Origin of the sequence: Clostridium polynesiense, assembly GCF_000820705.1 — a bacterium.
GTDB lineage: Bacteria > Bacillota > Clostridia > Clostridiales > Clostridiaceae > Clostridium_AA > Clostridium_AA polynesiense.
Window position 1 is genome coordinate 67,346 of record NZ_CCXI01000142.1, and the last position, 19,346, is coordinate 86,691.

At 35.6% G+C, this 19,346-nt stretch carries 13 protein-coding genes and 1 pseudogene; 3 read left to right on the plus strand and 11 right to left on the minus strand.

Going from position 1 to position 19,346, the window contains the following annotated elements; genetic code table 11:
• Positions 1-50: 50 nt before the first annotated feature.
• Positions 51-1,094 (minus strand): carbamoyl phosphate synthase small subunit, encoded by a 1,044-nt coding sequence (locus TA89_RS14685; RefSeq protein WP_040214476.1) that lies wholly within the window; start codon positions 1,092-1,094, stop codon positions 51-53.
• Positions 1,095-1,720: 626 nt separating this feature from the next.
• Between TA89_RS14685 and pbp4b the strand changes: the two genes are divergently transcribed.
• The 3 genes from pbp4b (at position 1,721) to TA89_RS14700 (ending at position 7,528) form a co-directional block, all read left to right on the plus strand.
• Complete coding sequence (gene pbp4b / locus TA89_RS18125) at positions 1,721-4,186, plus strand: penicillin binding protein PBP4B (protein WP_147590144.1); 2,466 nt, start codon at positions 1,721-1,723, stop codon at positions 4,184-4,186.
• 131 nt (positions 4,187-4,317) lie between these two features.
• Positions 4,318-5,598: an exo-beta-N-acetylmuramidase NamZ family protein gene (locus TA89_RS14695; RefSeq protein ID WP_040214479.1), complete on the plus strand. Its 1,281-nt coding sequence runs from the start codon at positions 4,318-4,320 to the stop codon at positions 5,596-5,598.
• Between the two features lie 58 nt (positions 5,599-5,656).
• Positions 5,657-7,528, plus strand: coding sequence for a glycoside hydrolase family 3 protein (locus tag TA89_RS14700; RefSeq protein ID WP_082023966.1), 1,872 nt, complete (start codon positions 5,657-5,659; stop codon positions 7,526-7,528).
• Between the two features lie 72 nt (positions 7,529-7,600).
• Here TA89_RS14700 and TA89_RS14705 read toward each other — a convergent pair whose 3' ends face one another.
• The 10 genes and pseudogenes from TA89_RS14705 to TA89_RS17815 form a co-directional block, all read right to left on the minus strand.
• On the minus strand, positions 7,601-9,046 hold the full coding sequence (locus TA89_RS14705; RefSeq protein WP_040214481.1) for a DEAD/DEAH box helicase: 1,446 nt from the start codon (positions 9,044-9,046) through the stop codon (positions 7,601-7,603).
• A 131-nt stretch (positions 9,047-9,177) separates the two neighbouring features.
• Positions 9,178-10,077 carry a DegV family protein gene (locus TA89_RS14710; protein WP_040214482.1) on the minus strand — a complete coding sequence of 300 codons (900 nt, stop codon included), beginning with the start codon at positions 10,075-10,077 and terminating at the stop codon, positions 9,178-9,180.
• A gap of 318 nt (positions 10,078-10,395) precedes the next feature.
• Complete coding sequence (locus TA89_RS14715) at positions 10,396-11,121, minus strand: RsiV family protein (protein WP_242850163.1); 726 nt, start codon at positions 11,119-11,121, stop codon at positions 10,396-10,398.
• Positions 11,122-11,300: 179 nt separating this feature from the next.
• Complete coding sequence (locus tag TA89_RS14720; RefSeq protein WP_040214484.1) at positions 11,301-12,296, minus strand: LacI family DNA-binding transcriptional regulator; 996 nt, start codon at positions 12,294-12,296, stop codon at positions 11,301-11,303.
• Between the two features lie 224 nt (positions 12,297-12,520).
• Positions 12,521-13,444 (minus strand): ribose ABC transporter substrate-binding protein RbsB, encoded by a 924-nt coding sequence (gene rbsB, locus TA89_RS14725; RefSeq protein ID WP_040214486.1) that lies wholly within the window; start codon positions 13,442-13,444, stop codon positions 12,521-12,523.
• 29 nt (positions 13,445-13,473) lie between these two features.
• Positions 13,474-14,403, minus strand: coding sequence for an ABC transporter permease subunit (locus TA89_RS14730; protein ID WP_040214487.1), 930 nt, complete (start codon positions 14,401-14,403; stop codon positions 13,474-13,476).
• 40 nt (positions 14,404-14,443) lie between these two features.
• A complete protein-coding gene (locus TA89_RS14735) occupies positions 14,444-15,943 on the minus strand; it encodes a sugar ABC transporter ATP-binding protein (RefSeq protein WP_040214489.1) in 1,500 nt (499 codons plus the stop codon).
• A 12-nt stretch (positions 15,944-15,955) separates the two neighbouring features.
• Positions 15,956-16,351, minus strand: a complete 396-nt coding sequence (gene rbsD / locus TA89_RS14740) for a D-ribose pyranase (RefSeq protein WP_040214491.1) — start codon at positions 16,349-16,351, stop codon at positions 15,956-15,958.
• A 2-nt stretch (positions 16,352-16,353) separates the two neighbouring features.
• On the minus strand, positions 16,354-17,283 hold the full coding sequence (gene rbsK / locus TA89_RS14745; RefSeq protein WP_040214493.1) for a ribokinase: 930 nt from the start codon (positions 17,281-17,283) through the stop codon (positions 16,354-16,356).
• Positions 17,284-17,490: 207 nt separating this feature from the next.
• A pseudogene (locus tag TA89_RS17815) lies at positions 17,491-19,335 on the minus strand (glycerophosphoryl diester phosphodiesterase membrane domain-containing protein).
• Positions 19,336-19,346: the final 11 nt, after the last annotated feature.

Here is a 19,346-nt window from a genome sequence, read left to right on the forward strand (position 1 = left end):
TTATCTGCAGCTTTATCCTTAATTTCTTGAAATCCCATGAACCTTTATAATTAAAGCTCTAAGAATCTATCAAAGATTCCCTCTGCATCCTTAGGTCCCGGGCAGGCCTCAGGATGGAACTGAACGCTGTATATAGGAAGTGTGTTATGCTTCATTCCCTCTACAGTACCATCGTTGACACTTATATGAGTTGCCGTTGTGTCCTTTGGAAGCTCACTTACAAAATAGCCGTGGTTTTGAGAGGTTATATACACTTTACCCTGCTCAAGGCTCTTTACCGGATGATTGCAGCCTCTATGTCCAAACTTCAGCTTTTCAGTTTTTCCTCCCATGGCAAGAGCCAAAAGCTGATGACCAAGGCATATTCCTGCTATAGGCTTTTTACCTATAAGCTCTTTAATGTTTTCAATTACTTTTCTTAAATCTGATGGATCCCCAGGACCGTTAGATAAGAATATCAAATCCGGATCAGCCTTTAAAATTTCCTCTGCTTTTGTATCTGCAGGGAATACTGTAATTTTGCAGTTTCTCTTTTTGAAGCTTCGTATTATGTTTTCTTTTATTCCAAAATCCATTACAGCTACATGCTTTCCTTCACCATCTATAGTAAAGGCTTCCTTACAAGTAACCTGCATCACCGCATCCTCGTTAGTGAAGTCTTTAAGCTTTTCCTTTATATAATCCTCACTAAGCTCCTCTAAGGTAATGATTCCTTTCATGGTTCCTGTGCTTCTTAAAACCTTTGTAAGGGCTCTGGTATCTATATTTTCTAATGCCATTATTTTATTGTTTCTTAAATAATCCTCCAGCTTAATTTCACATCTGAAGTTATTTGGATAATCACAGGCTTCTCTCACTATAAAGCCTCTAACCTTTGGACTCTGTGATTCTCCATCCTCTAAGTTTAAGCCGTAATTTCCAATGAGAGGATAAGTCATAGTGACTATCTGTCCGTAGTAGGAAGGATCCGTTAGGACCTCCTGATATCCTGTAATTCCTGTGTTAAAAACCACTTCTCCTACAGTTTCCTTCAGGTATCCCAGCGCATTTCCCTGAAAAACCATACCATTTTCTAAAATCAATTTTGCTTTCATTTATTTAACCTCCAGAATAATCAAAATAAAAGGATAATTAAGAGAATACTACACTATTCCCTGAATTATCCTTTACAGCCTATTTTAAGGTTAATAAATATTTGATTTTGACAAAACTGTGCACCACAAAAAATCATAGTCATTGCTATCCCCTTTCTGGCCTCACTGGACCAATTTAAAGTATATTTTGTACTTCAATTATTTTTTCTTTTATAAAGAATTTTAATTCAAGATTATTATCATGTCAATAGGGGGATGGTGCCAGGCACGTGACAAGTGACAAAAATTAGATTTTTGTCACTTGTCACGTGCCTGGCACCACAATTTTAAATAAACTGTTAAAATTGTGTAATTCAGCCTTTTTTGCGTATGCTTTTATTGACCTTATAATGGTATTTTAGTAATATATATTATGAAATTAAAAATATAATTAAATTTATATGAAATTTTTAAAGTTTTCCGGAGACTTTAAAGGAGATTAACAGGACATGCGCTAAAGGTAGTTATACTTTTAGCTTTTTTATAACCTGAATTTTAGTTTCAATACATATCATTATATACAACCTACATAATTCACTTGCAACAACCAAATATTTATAAAGATGAATTTTAAGGAGGTATAGGCAATGTTAAAAAGAAAAAGAACTATTGCATTTTTGATGGCTGCCGCTCTGACTCTTAACTGGCATTTGACTTCCCAAGCAGCAGTTTCTCAGCCGGATAACTTAAATAATGGTACAGGAAAGGTGCTTTCTGAAGGTAATGAAAAGGATATTATGCAGAAAGAGTTTTCTAAAGAAAAGCTTCAGGAACTTGATGACTTTATAAATAAAGAGGTGGAGGAAGGCTTCCCCGGAGCTGTACTTACAGTTATTAAAGACGGCAAAGTAGTAAAAAATTCCGCTTACGGCTATAAAAAGAAATGGGATAAGAATAACCTTATGTCAAAGCCTGAAAAAATGACAGTAGATACTTTATTTGATGTAGCTTCCATAACAAAGATGATGAGTACAAATTTAGCTCTTCAGAGATTGGTGAGCCAGGGCAAACTGGATTTAGATGCTCCTGTTTCTAAATATATACCTGAATTTAAGGATTCTGCTGAAGACCCTATTAAAGGAAAAAGCAAAATCACAGTACGAAATGTTTTAAATCATACTGCAGGCTTTGCTCCTGAAATAAGATTTTTTGATAATAATTCAGCAGGTAAATTCTATTCCCAGGATAGAAATACCACTTTAGAACTGTTACCCAAGGCTCCCTTAGCCTATGTACCGGGTACGAAGGTGGTTTACAGCGATACTGACTATATGCTTCTTGGCCTAATAATAGAAAAAATCACAGGAATGAGACAGGATGAATATGTTGAAAAAGAAATATATAAGCCTTTAGGTTTAAAAAACACTATGTACAATCCTTTGAAAAAGGGTTTTAAACCTGAAGATGCGGCTGCTACTGAAAGGAACGGAAACACCCGAGACTATTCTATACCTCTATTTAATAATATAAGAGAATATACCCTTCAAGGAGAGGTCCATGATGAAAAAGCCTGGTATTCCATGGGAGGAGTATCCGGTCATGCAGGACTGTTTTCTACTACCGGGGATTTGGCGGTATTAAGCCAACTTATCTTAAATGGTGGAACTTACGGCGATGTTAATATATTCAGCAGAGATGTATTATCAGAATTCACCAAGCCTGCAGATAAAAATATAACCTACGGTCTCGGTTGGGATAGACAAGGTGATGGCAAAAAGACTTGGGAGTTTGGACCTTATGCAAGCTATCTTACAATAGGTCATACAGGCTGGACCGGATGTGTTGTGAATATCGATCCTTTAAATAACATGGCAGTGATACTTCTAACTAATATGAGACATTCTCCAACGGTTTTAAATAATTTTGAAGGTTCTAAATGGGAGACCGGCAGATACGGAAGTATTATGTCTAAAGTATATGAAGCTTTTATGGAAAATAGAGACACTGTTAAAAAGGATAGAAGTAAAGCAATTACAAATACTGCAGAAGGAAACGCATCCCAAACCTCTATGAAATTCCCTGAAGATGATCCTACCAGCAGAGTTTATGCAAGGAGCAGAGGAGTATTTAAGGGTTATAGAGGACGCGGCAGCATCAGAGTAGAAAACCACGGTGCGGAAACCGCAGATTTGTATATTAACGGAAAGAAAATCGACATCTCATCAGCACTAAAATCACATCAAGGAGCTGCTTCCTTTGATATAAGCACCTTGGTAGTTACAGGACAGAATTCCCTTAAAGTCCTTAATGTAAAACCTGAAGGAAGTTTTGTAAACGTTAGCGTTCACTATCCTCAAGTGGTAAAGGGAAATCCTAAAGAAGCAGGCTTTAAGGAGAACAGTTTTCTTAACAAAGAAAAGATTTTTAATCAGACCTTGAAGGGTGTAAAATCCTCTTCTTTAACTATAGTTAAAAACGGAAAGTTAATTATGCAGTGGAGCAATGATAAAAATCCTAATAATGAGGCTTCTCTGGATGAGGTTATCCCTAAACTAACGGCAAATATAGCCTTGGAAAAACTCGTAAGCGAAGGCACCCTTGATTTAGATAAGCCTTTAGGAAATTTAATCCCAGAAGGCACCTCTATAAATAAGAATACCGCTACTTTAAGGCAGCTTTTATCCTCTGAAAAACCTGATTATGGTTTATTGATAAGAATTATAGAAAAAGCTGCAGGATTAAGCTTTAAAGAATATGCTCTGCAAAATATATACAATCCTCTTGGAATAACAGATAAAACTTCTAAAGAAACTGCTTTAGCAGTCATGGGTCAAAGCCTATTAAACCGTGGAGGTTATGGAGGAATACGTCTATTTAACGGAGAAACTTCGGATCAATTTGTAAAGCCTCTTAATAACAATCCCTCCAGAGGATTAGGATATGAAAGAAAAATCACAAACTATATGTCTTACGGAGTTACCGAAGCTGATGGAACCAAAATAATAATTGACCCTATACATGATATGGCTGTAATAATAAAAATCCCTCAGATAAACGACTCAAATAATAATCTTTATAAGGATATAGTTAAAAAAATATATGAGCTTCTTTAAGATTTTTATAAATATGGACATTTTAAGCTTATGTTTTAGTAAATAAAAATTTTTTAAGTAGTTACAAAGATTTATATCAGCTAACTAGAACTACCTTATTTTTAAAAAAATAAATTTTAGGAGGCAAAAAAATGAAAAAATCCGTTAAACTGCTTTCTGCATCTATACTAGCCCTCACTTTAGTAGGAGTAAGCTATATGGGCTTTAATGCTGAGGCAAAACCAAAACATAAAAAACCTAAGGTAACTTTAGGAATAGACAACCTAGATAAGCACATAAATATATTCAAAGGGAAAAAGATAGGTCTTATTACAAACCCTTCTGGAATAAACAACGAATTCAAAAGCTCTATAGACGTACTTTATGAAAAAACTCAGCTTACTACTCTCTTTGCTGCAGAGCATGGAATAAGAGGAAATGCCCAGGCAGGATCCGATGTAGGAGATACCGTTGATGAAGTTACAGGACTTCCGGTATACAGCCTTTACGGTTCTACAAAAAAGCCCACAGCAGAAATGCTAAAAAACGTTGATATACTAGCCTATGACATGCAGGACGTAGGCGCCAGGTTTTATACCTATATAAACACTCTTGCCTATGCCATGCAGGCAGCAGCAGAAAATAATAAAACCTTTGTGGTTTTTGACAGGCCTAATCCGGTGGGAGGAAATCAGGTACAGGGAACCGTTCTGGATCCAGCCTATAGTTCCTTCGTGGGAATGTATCCTATAGTACAGAGGTATGGGCTTACAATTGGTGAATATGCAAAGTATATCAATGAAACTCAAAATATAAACTGCAAACTTGAGGTTATCCCTATGGAGGGCTGGACCAGAGGCATGTACTACGACGATACAGAGCTTCAGACTTGGGTAATGCCTTCTCCTAATATGCCTACTTTAGATACTGCAATAGTTTATACAGGAACCTGTGTATTTGAAGGTACAAACCTTTCCGAAGGAAGAGGAACTACCCGTCCCTTTGAGCTCATAGGAGCCCCATGGATAAATCCCCTGCAGCTTGCAGATAAACTTAATGCTTTAAATCTTCCTGGTGTTAAATTCAGAGCAGCCTCCTTTACCCCTACTTTCTCAAAATACGGTCCTGTATTTGATAAAGCAGGAAACAAGATAAAAAATGCAGACGCCTGCGGAGGAGTTCAAGTATACGTTACTGACAGAGAGGAATTTAACTCTGTAAAAACAGGTCTTGCTATGCTCTATACAGTAAGGGATATGTATCCTGATAAATTCCAGTACCTGTCTACTAACTTTATAGATAAATTGGTAGGAAACAGCTATGTAAGAGAAGGCAAACACACTTTGGAAGAATTATTTGAAAAGATTGATGAAGAATCTGAAAGCTTTAAAAAGTCCACTGAAAAGTATTATATCTATAAGAAAACCAAATAATATTTTAATAGCTTTTAAGCTGTGAGGTTTAGGAGATTTATTAAAAGGAGGAATTAATTTGAAAATTAATAAACTTCGTTATGTTATCTTCGCTTCATTGTTTACGCTCACCGCATCCTTTGGCAGTTCTCCCTTAACTATGTATAAAGCTCACGCTGCAGATTCTTCTGCTGAAGCACAGGCTGAAAGCATAGTGAACTCTATGACTTTGGAAGAAAAATTAGGGCAGATGATAATGCCTGACTTTAGGTATTGGGGAAAGGATTCTCAGGGAAAAAACATTCCCTTTACCTCTATGAATGAACAGGTTGCAGGCATTATTAAAAAATATCATTTAGGAGGCATAATTCTTTTTAAAGAAAATGTCCCAGGTACAGCACAAACCACCCGCTTAGTCTATGATCTTCAAAAGGCTGCAAAGACGCCTCTTATGATTACAATAGATCAAGAGGGAGGTCTTGTAACAAGGCTTCAGACCGGTACCAATATGCCGGGAAATATGGCTTTGGGAGCTGCAGATAACGTAAAAATAACCGAAAAGGTTGGAAAAGCTATAGGTGAAGAGCTTAAAGCTTTAGGGATAAACGTGAACTTTGCCCCTGTTCTGGATGTTAATGTTAATCCGGATAACCCTGTAATAGGGATACGTTCCTTTGGAGGATTTCCTGACCTTGTAGCAAAACAAGGGTCTGCTTTTATAAAGGGCCTTCAGTCTACAGGAGTTGCTGCAACAGCAAAGCATTTTCCAGGACATGGAGATACCGCCAATGATACTCACTTAGGAGTTTCCGTTGTAGATCACAGCCTGGAAGAGCTTCATTCAATAGATCTCGTACCTTTTAAAAAAGCTATAGTGGACGGTATTGATATGATTATGACCGCTCATGTAACGGTACCTGCCATAGACAATGATAAAGCTATTTCCAAAAAAGATGGAAAAGAGGTAGGTATACCTGCTACCCTTTCCAAAAAAATACTCACAGAACTTCTTAGAGAAGAGCTTAGCTTTAAAGGAGTAATAGTAACGGATGCTATGAACATGAAAGCTATCTCTGACCACTTTGGCAAAACAGAGGCAGTTATAAAAACCATAAATTCTGGAACGGATATCGTGCTTATGCCTGTATCTGTATGGAATTCTTCAGCAGAGGCTGAACTTGAAATCATGTTCAACACCCTTATAAATTCTGTAAAGGATGGAACTATACCTGAAAGCAGAATAACTGAATCAGCTAAAAGGATAATAACAATAAAGATTAAAAGAGGCATAATAGGTTCTCAAGATGCAAGAACCATAGAAGAAATAATATCTGAAGCAGAAAAAACCCTTGGAAGCAAAGATCATAAGCGCATTGAAAGAATCGCCGCAGAAAAAGCTATGACCCTTATTAGAAATGAAAACAAAACTTTACCCTTCAAGCTAAAAAAGAATAACAAATTATTAATAATAGGTTATGGCAAAAGCAGAGTAGACCTAATGACTTTAGCTCTTAAAGATATTATGAAGGAGACCGGGAAGAAAATAGAGTATTCAACTCTGGACTATTCCTCCTTTGGTCCTGATATTCCCGAGAATTTTAAAAAAGCTATAGATGAATCAGACAATATAATATTAGGTACCTTAAACCTTAAGGTAATTCCCGGCAAGGAAAGTTTAGCTTCAAAGCCTGACAGATTGGCTAAAGCTATAACAGAATATGCTGCAGAAAAAAATAAACCTTTAGTGGTTATGGCATATAGGAACCCTTATGACGGGGTATATCTTCCTGATGCTAAAGCAGTGCTTGCAGTATATGGACCTACAGGTTATGACATAACCTCCGGAAGCAATGCTTCTCTGCCTATAAACATCCCCGTAGGTATGAGAACCATCTTTGGACTCGTTAAACCTAAAGGTAAATTGCCCGTAGCTATGCCTACAATAAATTAAAGGTGCCGTTCAGGTGATAGTGACAATCAGCTTTTTGCTGATTGTCACTTGTCACGTGCCTGGCACCTTTTTTTAATCTCTGGCTTTCTGAACCTTGAGCAGCTTGCCTTTTACTTTAGTAGTTTTCATAGCTTCCAAAACTCTAGGACCTTTGCCATTTAATATTTCCACATAAGATATGTTATCCTGAATATCTATTATCCCTATATCTTCAGCTGAAACTCCTGAAAGGTTGGATATAGTTCCTACAAAATCCAGAGCTCTTATCTTTTTCTTTTTCCCGCCGTTAAAATAAAGCTTCATAATCTCTTTATTAAGTTCAGAGCTTTTATCTTTTTTAATTTTAGGCTTTCTGGTTATCTTGTTTCTAAATTCCTCCTGGCCTTTATTTACCTCTTCCTTAGCTGGAGGACTAGCCTTCGTTATCTCAAATCCTATATATTCTTCAATCTGCTTTAAGAACCTATTTTCATAAGGAGCGGCAAAGGTCAGAGCTTTACCGGCTTTCCCTGCCCTTCCGGTCCTTCCTGCCCTATGAACATAACTTTCCTTTTCCAGAGGGATATCGTAATTAATAACCAGGCTTACACTATCTATATCTATTCCTCTGGCAGCTACATCCGTGGTCACAAGATACATGAACCTACCCCGCTTAAAATCCTGCATAACCTCAAGCCTATCCTCCTGTAAAAGTCCTCCATGAAGCTTTTCACAGGGATAATCCTTTGCCTTTAATTTATTATAAAGATTATCCACCTGCTCTTTTGTTCTGCAGAAAATTATACAGCTATCGGGATTTTCTGTAACAGCTATGTCATCAAGCAGCTTAAATTTATCCTCTTCCCTCACCTCATAAATATAATGCTCGATACTTTCTGTGGCTATAGACTGTGATTCGATCTCAATGGTTTCCGGCCTCTTCATGTAGCTTGAACAAAGTCTTTTGATTTCCTCAGGAATAGTAGCTGAAAAAAGCATGGTTACCCTGTTTTCAGGAAGAGCTTTTATTATTCCCTCCACCTGATCTATAAACCCCATATTAAGCATTTCATCACCTTCATCAATGATGAGATACTTTATTTCTTCAAGACTTAGGGTTTCTCTGCTTATGTGATCCATAACCCTTCCCGGAGTCCCCACCACTATATGGGTTTTCTGCTTCAGCTCCCTCTGCTGAATAGAAAAAGGCTGCTTTCCGAATACTGCTGCCGCCTTTATGCGTTTAAAACGTCCAATGTTAGTTATATCCTCTTTAATCTGTACCGCCAGCTCCCTTGTAGGAGTGAGCACTAATGCCTGAGGCTTATTCTCCTCCCATATAACCTTTTCGCATAAAGGTATTGCAAAAGCTGCAGTTTTTCCACTGCCTGTATGTGATTGAACAATTAAATCCCTGTTTTCTAAAGCAGCAGGTATTACCTTCTGCTGCACCTCTGTAGGAACCTTGTATCCCAAGGCTGTAATTGCTCTAGTAATTTCTTCACTTAAATTAAAATGGTGAAAAGCTGTATTTTTCATATGTTAACCTCTTTTTATGCTGTTTTATCTATAACTATAACCATAATATGCTTTAAATGCAATAAAGCTTGTCAACTTTGTCAGGTGCCAGGCACCTGACAAAGCTGACAAGCATTTGTATTTTTCAGCTTTTAGTTCCTTTGAACATCTATTATATGGTTTTGTCTGTGTTTTCCTATAAAGAATACTGCAAGAGCTCCCGGGCCTCCATAGGTTCCAACCACAGGTCCTATAAAGTTAATGCTTATGCCTTTTGGAGTAACCTCTTTCAATATCGCTTCTTTTAATCTTTCAGCATCAGCTTCAGAATCGCCATGACAGATAGTTATATAATTTTCTTCAGGGTTTTCAACCTTTTCTATAACATATTTAGCAAGCTCATTTATTCCAGACTTTCTTCCCTTTGCCTTTCTTATAACCAGAACCTTTCCTTCATCATTTAAAGTAAGTACCGGTTTAAGGCTTAACATGGACCCTACGATGGCTGCTGCTGTAGATATTCTTCCGCCTCTTTTTAAATGATTTAAATCGTCAACAATTATATATGTATTTAGCTTTAATTTAGTATTTTCTAAATAGCCTAAAACCTCATCAAGGGATGCGCCTTGTTCCTTCATTTCCAGAGCTTTCATAACCATAAGCCCCTGTCCTAGGGAAGCAGTTAATATATCTACAATTTCCAACCTTGCTTCCGGATACTCATCCTTTATCATGTTTTTTGCTATGTTAGCACTGTTATAAGTACCGCTTAATCCGGAGGATACGCATATATATAAAATATCATTGTGCTTGTCTATTATTTCCTTAAGGACTTTATAAAAAGCCTCTGCATTAGGCTGTGATGTTTTAGGAACTTCCCCTTCTCTCATACCTTCGTAAAAGGTTTTATAATCTAGGCTTGTACCAAAATCATCTTTATATTCCTCATTTTTAAACCTGCAGGTAAGGCTTACAAATGGAATATTATTTTTTTCTATATATTCCCTAGGCAGATCACAGCAGGAATCCGTCATAATAATATAATCTTTCATATTTCTACTCCCCCAATAATTTTCTAAGGCTACTATTTTACAAAAATTCACTCATATTACGCTTTTATATAAAAAACAAGTGATTGCATTAAAATTCCTTATAATTCACCATAAAGAATTATACCAAATTTTAAAGGTGACAAGCAATGGAGAATTATGTTTAAATTGTGTAAAGCTTCTCACCTTTCTTTAATTTATTCCTTTAATCATTAAAATCAAGAATTTTTCTACAGCAAAAAAGCCCTTAAAATCAAAGCTTTTTGCCAAAAGTATCATTCTTTTACCTATAGTCTCATCTTATATTCTTGTAACAAAATTTTAAATAAATTCAGTTATAGGGCTTACAGGGGTAATAAGATTACTTATTTTGTTATAGGGTATTTCAATTTTGAATAACCCATAATAATAGGGAGTGTATTTATAAACGGGATAATAAACTATTAAACTGTCAGAAGTTAAATAAAACTGCTGATTAGGCTCAATTCCTTTAAAATCATTTAAAAGTGCTATATTGTTCTTCTTAATATATTCTCTTGCTATTTCATCAATGGCGGCAGCGTAAGAAAACTTTGGATTAAATAAGTCTTCAAAACTGTATATTTCCCCGGTATCAGCGTTAGCGGTAATGGAAGAATAAGCGGTGAAGCCGTGGGCAGCCATATTAACATAGGTATATAGGCTTAATAATACACTTATTATATTATTTTTATTTAATGTGATCTCATAGGTACCCAAAACTTCCAGGAAATCAACTTTCTCAGGAAGAAGCACCTGATTTTTAAAAAGTTCGGAGCATTCATTTATAATGCCTTCATTTATCTTATCCTTCCCTTTATATAATTCTCCTTCAGGAATAAAAGGATAGGAAATACTGAAACTTTTAGGACTTAGCTTTTGTTCCTCTAATTTTATATCAGCAGAGTGTTCAGCTTTAACACTCTCCATTCTCCTTAAGTGAATTCTTTCCCTGGTAAAATAGTAACAGCTTTGATTTCTTTCACTTCCTGTCCATCCTTTTCTAGGGTTATTCATAAAGTAATTCATTTACACACCTTTTTTCAATATTACTAGTACATTGTTATGAGGAATTATATAGTTTTGTTCCCCTTCTTAATGTTTAAGCTTAACTTTTACAAATAAAAAACTGAGATATAATTCAAATATCTCAGTCTTAACATATTTATCTATTTAAATCTATGTATAATAAATTAACCTTAATGCTATTAAGCTGTACCTCTAATGATTATTTCAGGCTTAAAATAAATTTGTTCCTGCTTTGCCTCATTGTTTATTACATCTATTAAAAGCTTACAGGACTCTCTTCCCATTTCATAAATAGGCTGGCTTATGGTTGTAAGTTCCGGTTCAGTAAATTCAGAAAAAGTGATATTGTCAAAGCCCATAACTCTTATGTTTTCAGGGACCTTATATCCTTTTCTGGTAAGATACTTAATTCCCCCTAAAGCCATCATATCATTACTGTATAATATAGCATCTATATTTTCCAATTTATTTATAAGCTCTTCAGTGGCCTTCATCCCGCCTTCTAATGTAAGCTTTGTTTGATAAACCCAATCCTCATTATACAAGTTATAACTCTGCATTGCTTCTTTATATCCGCTTAATCTTTGAAGGCTGACTTGTATTTTATCAGGTCCCATTACAAAGGCTATCTTCCTGTTTCCTTTGTTATAAAGGTACTTTATCCCTTCCATAACACCCTCTTTATTGTTGCAGTATACTCCATAAGCATCCTCATAACCTTCAATATATCTGTCAACCAATACAAAAGGAACATTATTATTCCTTAAATAAGAAAGATTTTTATCACTTTTGCCTCCTGCTGCAAATATTACACCATCCACAAGCTTGCTTATTAAAAGCTTAATATACTTTTCTTCTTTTTCTATGTCACTGTCGCTGTTGCAGAATATTACATTATACCCCAGCTCCTGAGCCGAATCCTCAATAGCACGTGCCACCTGGGCAAAAAAGGGATTAACAATATCCGGGAGTATTGCACCTATTGTACAGGTTTTCCTGGTGCTTAAACTCCTTGCCAGTGAGTTAGGGATATATCCCAATTCCTTTGCAGTATTAAGTATTCTATCCTTTGTAATCTGACTTATACTGCTGTCTTTCTTATTTAAAACCATGGAAACGGTAGCTTTTGAAACTCCCACCTTATTAGCTATATCCATAATAGTTACCTTTTTCATGATTTTCCTCCAACCCATATCAATTATACTTTTCATTTCTTTACTTTAATTTATATGTTGTTTTTTAACTTTCTATAAAATTGTATCCTATTAATACTTCTTTGAAAAGAACTTAAGGAATAATTTTATTAATATATACGATGAAAACTACCTAAAACTTTACTGATCATTATTATATGAGACAATCCAGGAAAAACTCTCCTGGATTGTCTAAAGTCCTTATCCTATTGTTTTTTTACTAATTGAAGCTCTACAGGGATTTCTTTTTCTACATTCTCTCCCTTTATCACCTTTACAGCATTTTCTACAGACATTGCCCCCATTAAATCAGGCTGCTGAGCTATAGTAGCTGCCATATCTCCGCTTTCTACTGACTTTTTAGCATCATCATTTCCGTCAAAACCTATAACCATAACATTTTTATTAGCAGCCTTTAATGCTTTCACTGCTCCTAAAGCCATTTCATCATTATGTGCAAATACAGCATCAAAATTAGGATTTGCCTGAATAATGTTTTCCATTACGTTTAGGCCCTTTTGTCTGTCAAAATCCGCTGCCTGACTTGCTACTACCTTAACCCCATCTTTACCGTCTACAGCTTTATGGAAACCTTCTCCTCTGTCTCTTGTAGCAGAAGCTCCCGGAATTCCCTGAAGCTCAACTATATTAGCCTTTGCATTAAGCTTTTCTAATATATACTTACCAGCCATTTCACCACCGGCTACATTATCAGAAGCTATATGAGAAACAACCTCTCCTCCGTTAGACTTCCTATCCACTGTTAATACAGGTACTTTAGCATCATTTGCTACACCCACTGCATTAACTACTGCGTCACTGTCTGTTGGGTTAACTATTAAAGCTCCAACACCTTTTTGCACAAGGTCCTCTATGTTTGATCTTTCTTTTCCTGCATCATTGCCGGAATCCAGTACTATAAGCTCATATCCAAGCTCCTTTGCCTTCTTTTCTGCACCTTCCTTCATGGATACGAAGAAAGGATTATTCTGTGTAGAAATTACCATTCCTATCTTCTTGCTCTTTTCGCCTGAAGCACCCTTATCTGGAGTGGAAGCACACCCTCCAAGAACTCCGGCAAACATAACACCGGTGATTATTAAAGATAATAATTTACCCTTTTTTGACATTTTTTATTCCTCCCTTTAATGGAAAATATTTATTTATTATTTTTTTTGTCAACAAGCACTGCAAGCAGAATAACTGCACCTTTTACTATGGATTGATAGAAAGGTGATACATTCATAAGATTAAGAGCGTTATTTAAAACTCCAATGATTATAGCACCTATAATAGTCCCGTAGATGTGACCTTCTCCCCCGGTAAGGCTTGTCCCGCCTAGTACTACCGCCGCAATGGCATCCAGTTCAAAACCACTGCCTGCATTAGGGGATGCAGAGCCTATTCTGCTTGTTACGATTACACCGCTTACAGCTGCGGTTATACCTGAAATCATATAAACCAGATTTTTTATTTTCTTGGTACCTATACCTGAAAGCCTTGCTGAATCTTCATTTCCTCCAATAGCATAAACATATCTTCCAAATCTTGTTTCATTTAAAACATAAGCTGCTGCTAAAAAGACTAATACCATCAATATAACCGGAAGGGGGATTCCTAAAAGCTTTTTATTTCCAATTGTCATAAAGCTTTGTCCAAGTCCTGAAATAGGATTCCCACCTGTAAATACATAGGTTACTCCTCTAAAAATAGTCATAGTTGCCAAGGTTGCTATAAAGGCTTGTATCTTCCCTCTGGCAATAATAAAACCATTCAAATATCCAATAATTCCTCCTAATACTAATGCTGCTGATATTCCTACAAAAACTCCATTGCTTTTTATCAAAAAAGCTGCTACCGCTCCTGTAATAGCTACCACTGAGCCTACGGAAAGATCAATACCTCCGGTTAAAATTACAAAGGTCATTCCTAAAGCAATGATAGCATTAACAGACACTTGTGTAAGTACATTAGTTATGTTACTCCAGGTTAAAAATCTTGGTGTAATTATTGAAACTACAGCACAAAGTATAATCAACCCGATTAAAGACATATATTTCACAAGAAAATTTTTGTATTCCTTTTTCATCTTTATTATCTCTCCTTATCCTATAGAGTATAGCAGTAAGCTAACCGCCTATGGCTAATTTCATTATATTCTCCTGAGTTGCATCTTCTCTTGACAATTCTCCCATAAGCTTACCCTCATGCATTACTAAAACCCTATCGCATATACCTATTATCTCCGGCATATCAGAAGAAATCATCACCACAGCTTTTCCTGAAGCTTTTAATTCATTGAGTACATCATATATTTCCTTTTTAGCTCCAACATCAATACCTCTGGTAGGCTCGTCTACAATTAGAACTCTTGGAGACTTCATCAGCCATTTTGCAAATATAACCTTCTGCTGATTTCCCCCGCTGAGATTTTTTATCTTCTGCTCTTGATTAGGCGTCTTGATGGAAAGAGTCTTAATATATTTATCAACTTCATTTTTTTCTGCTTTTCTATCTATTTTCTTCATTTTGTTTTCATATTTATCTAAATTAGATAAAGACATATTCTCTCTAACTGAAAGAGGTAAAATTAACCCCTCCTTCTTTCTGTCCTCTGAAAGATAGCTTATCCCTAATTTTATTGCATCTTTAGGAGAGCTTATGCTTTCCTCTCTGCCTTCTATAAATATCTGTCCGGAGGCTTTTTTATATTCTCCGAATATCGTCTTTGCAAGCTCAGTTCTTCCTGCTCCCATAAGACCTGCAATACCCAGTATCTCGCCGGATTTTATCTGAAAGGAAACATCTTTAACCTTGTCTTCAAAGCTTAAATTATTTACCTCCATTATTACCTTTTTATCCTTTACTTCCTTATATGGAAATTGATCTTCAAGCTTTCTTCCAACCATCATGGTAATAAGATCATCCTTGGTAACTTCATTAGTTTCTGCTTCTCCTATATATTTACCATCCCTTAAAACTGTAACTCTGTCGCATATTCTAAATATCTCGTCCATTCTATGGGATATATATATAACAGCTATGCCTTTTTCTTTAAGCTTTTCGATAACATTAAAGAGACTTTGAGTTTCAACCTCAGTAAGGGCTGTAGTAGGCTCGTCCATAACAATTATGTTAGAATTTTTAGCAATTGCTTTAACAATTTCCAGCATCTGCATTTCTCCAACATTGATATCCTTTACCAGCATTTCAGGACTTACCTTACTTCCTATCTGTTCAAGGAAGTCTACCGCTCTGTGTTTCATAAGCTTCTTATTAATCCTTCTGCTTGCAGAAGAATATTTCTCATTTCCTAAAAATAAATTTTCCGCCACAGTAAGGTTAGGAAGTACGCTGAGTTCCTGATGTATAATACAAACTCCCAGGCTTTCAGCATGCTTTATATCCTTTATTTCAATTTCTTCACCGTCTATAAATATCTGTCCTTTATCCTTGGTATATACTCCGCTTAATATTTTCATTAATGTGGATTTGCCGGCTCCGTTTTCTCCAAGCAAAGCCAGCACCTCTCCCTGATATACCTTTAAATTTACATCCTCCAGAGCCTTAACTCCGGGAAAGGATTTAGATATGTTTTTCATTTCTAAAATAGGTGCTCTTTCCTTCATGGCAATTCCTCCTTAAAACACCACTCCTGATTTTAATATTATATTGGCGTAGGGTGTTTGCTCTCCTGTCCGAATTACTGCCCTGCAGGCTTTCAAATTTTCCTTAAGCTCTTCGTGGTTAATCCAGGTAACTTTTACATCTCCAACAGCTTCTTGAATTTCTTCAAATAATTTACCGCTGACTTTTCTTGTTTCTTCAGCTAATATCACCTCTTCTATCTGAAGCTCTAAAAGAACGGCTTTCAATGTTTCTATAAACCCTGGAACATTTTTAATCAGTGCGATATCTATTCTTTTTGTATCCTCCGGTATAGGAAGCCCACAGTCTCCTATAGCTATCATATCAGTGTGTCCCATTTTGGAAATAACTTCTGATATTTGTGAATTTAACAGCTCTGTTTTTCTCATAATTAAGCCTCCTTATATACTTCCAGCACTTCCTCCATAGTGGGAATAGAAGGCTGTGCACCTCTTCTCTGAACGGTTATGGACGAAACCATATTTCCAAAGATTACAGCTTTCTTTAAGGTTTCATAGTTTAATTCAGCAGCATTTAATTTGCTGGCCAGAGCGCCTATAAAGCTGTCTCCAGCCGCAGTGGTATCCACAGCAGATACCTTATATGCAGGAATGAGTTCTCCCCGGGATCTGCTGATTACTGCAGCACCTTTGTCACCCATGGTTATAATCACATATTTTGTTCCCTGCTTTAAAAATATCTCTGCAGCGCTTACTGCACTATTAAGTTCTTTTACCTTAACCTTTGTGATGTCGAAAGCTTCAGTTTCATTAGGAACTATTATGTCGGTATATTTTAAAAGCTCTTCCGGTATGGATTTTGCCGGTGCAGGATTTAAAATGGTTATAACTCCATTTTCCTTTGCAAATTTAAAAGCCTTTATAGTTATGGAAAGTGAGGTTTCAAATTGAGCAATGAGTATATCACTGGCTTTTATTGCTTCCTTTGCATTATCAAGCTCTTCTTCCCTCATTTCCATATTAGCTCCTGGTATAACAACAATAGAATTATCTCCATGGTTGTTTACATTTATAATAGCGGTTCCTGTAGGGTTACTATCATCTTTGAAAATAAAATCTGTTATTATATTGTCCTTTTCAAGTTCTTTTATAAGTTCATTACCATTTTCATCTATTCCTACTTTACCGATCATATACACCTGAGAACCTGTTCTCTTAGATGCCACTGCTTGGTTAGCACCTTTTCCTCCAGGAACCTTAGTAAAGCTTTCACCGATTATGGTTTGTCCCACCGTAGGCATTTCTTTTACTTTAACTACCAAATCCATATTTAAACTTCCAAGTATACAGACTTTATTCATAACCCATCCACCTTTACATTTTCATTTAACCGGTTCAGTTAACCGGTTAATTAAATTCTAATCACCTTTGAAATCGTTGTCAATACACTTAGCAACATTTTACATTTTGTTAACATTTTCTTCATTTATATAAAATCATTTCTAACTCTACGTAATAAAGGTATTGGCGATATTCTAATTTCAATTCGCCAACACCTTTGTTCATAATTATTTCATTTCGTTTTTTATAACTTCTTTCAGTAATTTAGGTCTATCTGTAATTATTCCATCTACATTTAAATTAAGCACAGATTCCATATCCTCTTCATCATTAACTGTCCATGCAAATACTTCTTTCTTGCTGCGGTGAATAGATTTTACCAGCTTTTTTGTTATTATAGTCTGTTCTATGGTATAAAAATCTACATTCAGGGCTGTTAAGTCTCCTAAAGTAAGGTACACTACATATCCAGTTATTATATTAGGATTTATAGCTTTAACAAGTTCAAGTTCTTTATAGCTCAAAGATTGAATTAAACACTCATCAACAAAATCCTCTTCTTCTATTATATCCACTACAGCTCTTACCAAATCATCTCCTGACCCATAAGGCTTAAACTCTATTAAAAGCTTTATTTTCCCCCTGCTGGCTTCTATGGCTTCTTCAAGTGTTATTATTTTCTCTCCTCAAAATTCAGCAGGGTAGCTCATACCTATATCAATATTTTTAAGTTCATTGTAGTTAATATCTCTTACTTTTTTATTTATCCCCGCCAGCCTTTTAAGGGTTTCATCGTGCATTAACACCACTACTCCATCCTTAGTCATCTGTACATCTATTTCTGCATAGTTAAGATTATGCTCTATAGAAGCCTTTATGGCACTTAATGAATTTTCAGGCTCCCTTTCAGTAATTCCTCTGTGGGAAATCAGTTTTACCTTTTTAATATTAAAATACACCTCTTCTGCAAAATAGCTGCCCAATGCAGTGGTTAGCACAACTACTGCGGCCATGAATAATACAAGAATGTTTCTATGCCCTTTAAGGTAATTATATACTCTGCTTTCTATGGTATCTATTTTCTTTTTCTTCTTTTCAGTATTCAGTTCATCCTGAACTATACCATCTATCTTATTCCTTTGAAAGTAATAAACCTTAGTTATAATGCTTATGTTTGAGGGTGCAGCCAGGAATGAAAATATAAATAATACTACTCCTCCAAAATTCACAAGATTCAATTCTATGTTTGTAATACTCATATTAAGCTTAAACAAAAAGCTTATAAGCAGCATCACTCCTGCAGCAATGGCTAATAAGAGAAACATTACCGCTGCAAGGAATAAATTCCACCCCAGAGTTATGGCAATTATTTTTCTTCTCATTCCCTTTGCAATTTCAGAGCTTCTTTTTATAGCCTTTGTAATGCTAAGTCTTTCTATAATTATGCAGTGAAATATGAATACGAACTTTGTCAGTATAAAAGCCAAAAATACTGCAGAGCAAATGTAAAGCATGGTATATTTTATAGAATTATATATTTCTCCTTCAATGAATTTAGGAAGGGGTACACTTTCAAAGAAGGATGCACCCAAACCTAAACCTCCAAAAGGAATCAAGATTAATAAAAATAAAATCACCGGTATAGTACCTGCCCCAATTATATAAGGTATCCTTCTAAAGCTTGTTCTTAATGCATCAGAAACAGAAATACTTTTATTAAAATAACTCTTTTGAGATATAATCACAAGCACGCTTATTTCAACGAATATTATTATAAGAGCCATAAGGCTTACTATACCAATCACTAAGAAACCTTTTAAGCTTAAAGCAAAATTCAGTATCTGAGAATTTGTAAGACCGCTTATTCCATATAAATTAATAAACCTTCTGAAGGTAAATATTAGAAATGGTATAAGCACAGAACTGGTTAAAAGCTTATAGCTTACTTCAAAAAATAAATATTTCATTAAGGTGTTTTTAAAATCATTAACCGTTTCTTTAATAACTTCTATATTAGATATAAGGGTCTTTTTCATCGGCAGCTCCTTTAATTTTAACGAATTATTTCCCATACAATTTTCTG

Coding starts and splice junctions, on each gene's coding strand:
- rbsB (WP_040214486.1), bottom strand. CDS start 13,444: ATGTCAAAAAAGGGTAAATTATTATCTTTAATAATCACCGGTGTTATG.
- TA89_RS14715 (WP_242850163.1), bottom strand. CDS start 11,121: ATGAATTACTTTATGAATAACCCTAGAAAAGGATGGACAGGAAGTGAA.
- TA89_RS14685 (WP_040214476.1), bottom strand. CDS start 1,094: ATGAAAGCAAAATTGATTTTAGAAAATGGTATGGTTTTTCAGGGAAAT.
- rbsK (WP_040214493.1), bottom strand. CDS start 17,283: ATGAATAAAGTCTGTATACTTGGAAGTTTAAATATGGATTTGGTAGTT.
- TA89_RS14695 (WP_040214479.1), top strand. CDS start 4,318: ATGAAAAAATCCGTTAAACTGCTTTCTGCATCTATACTAGCCCTCACT.
- TA89_RS14730 (WP_040214487.1), bottom strand. CDS start 14,403: ATGAAAAAGGAATACAAAAATTTTCTTGTGAAATATATGTCTTTAATC.
- TA89_RS14735 (WP_040214489.1), bottom strand. CDS start 15,943: ATGAAGGAAAGAGCACCTATTTTAGAAATGAAAAACATATCTAAATCC.
- TA89_RS14705 (WP_040214481.1), bottom strand. CDS start 9,046: ATGAAAAATACAGCTTTTCACCATTTTAATTTAAGTGAAGAAATTACT.
- TA89_RS14710 (WP_040214482.1), bottom strand. CDS start 10,077: ATGAAAGATTATATTATTATGACGGATTCCTGCTGTGATCTGCCTAGG.
- TA89_RS14720 (WP_040214484.1), bottom strand. CDS start 12,296: ATGAAAAAGGTAACTATTATGGATATAGCTAATAAGGTGGGAGTTTCA.
- pbp4b (WP_147590144.1), top strand. CDS start 1,721: ATGTTAAAAAGAAAAAGAACTATTGCATTTTTGATGGCTGCCGCTCTG.
- rbsD (WP_040214491.1), bottom strand. CDS start 16,351: ATGAGAAAAACAGAGCTGTTAAATTCACAAATATCAGAAGTTATTTCC.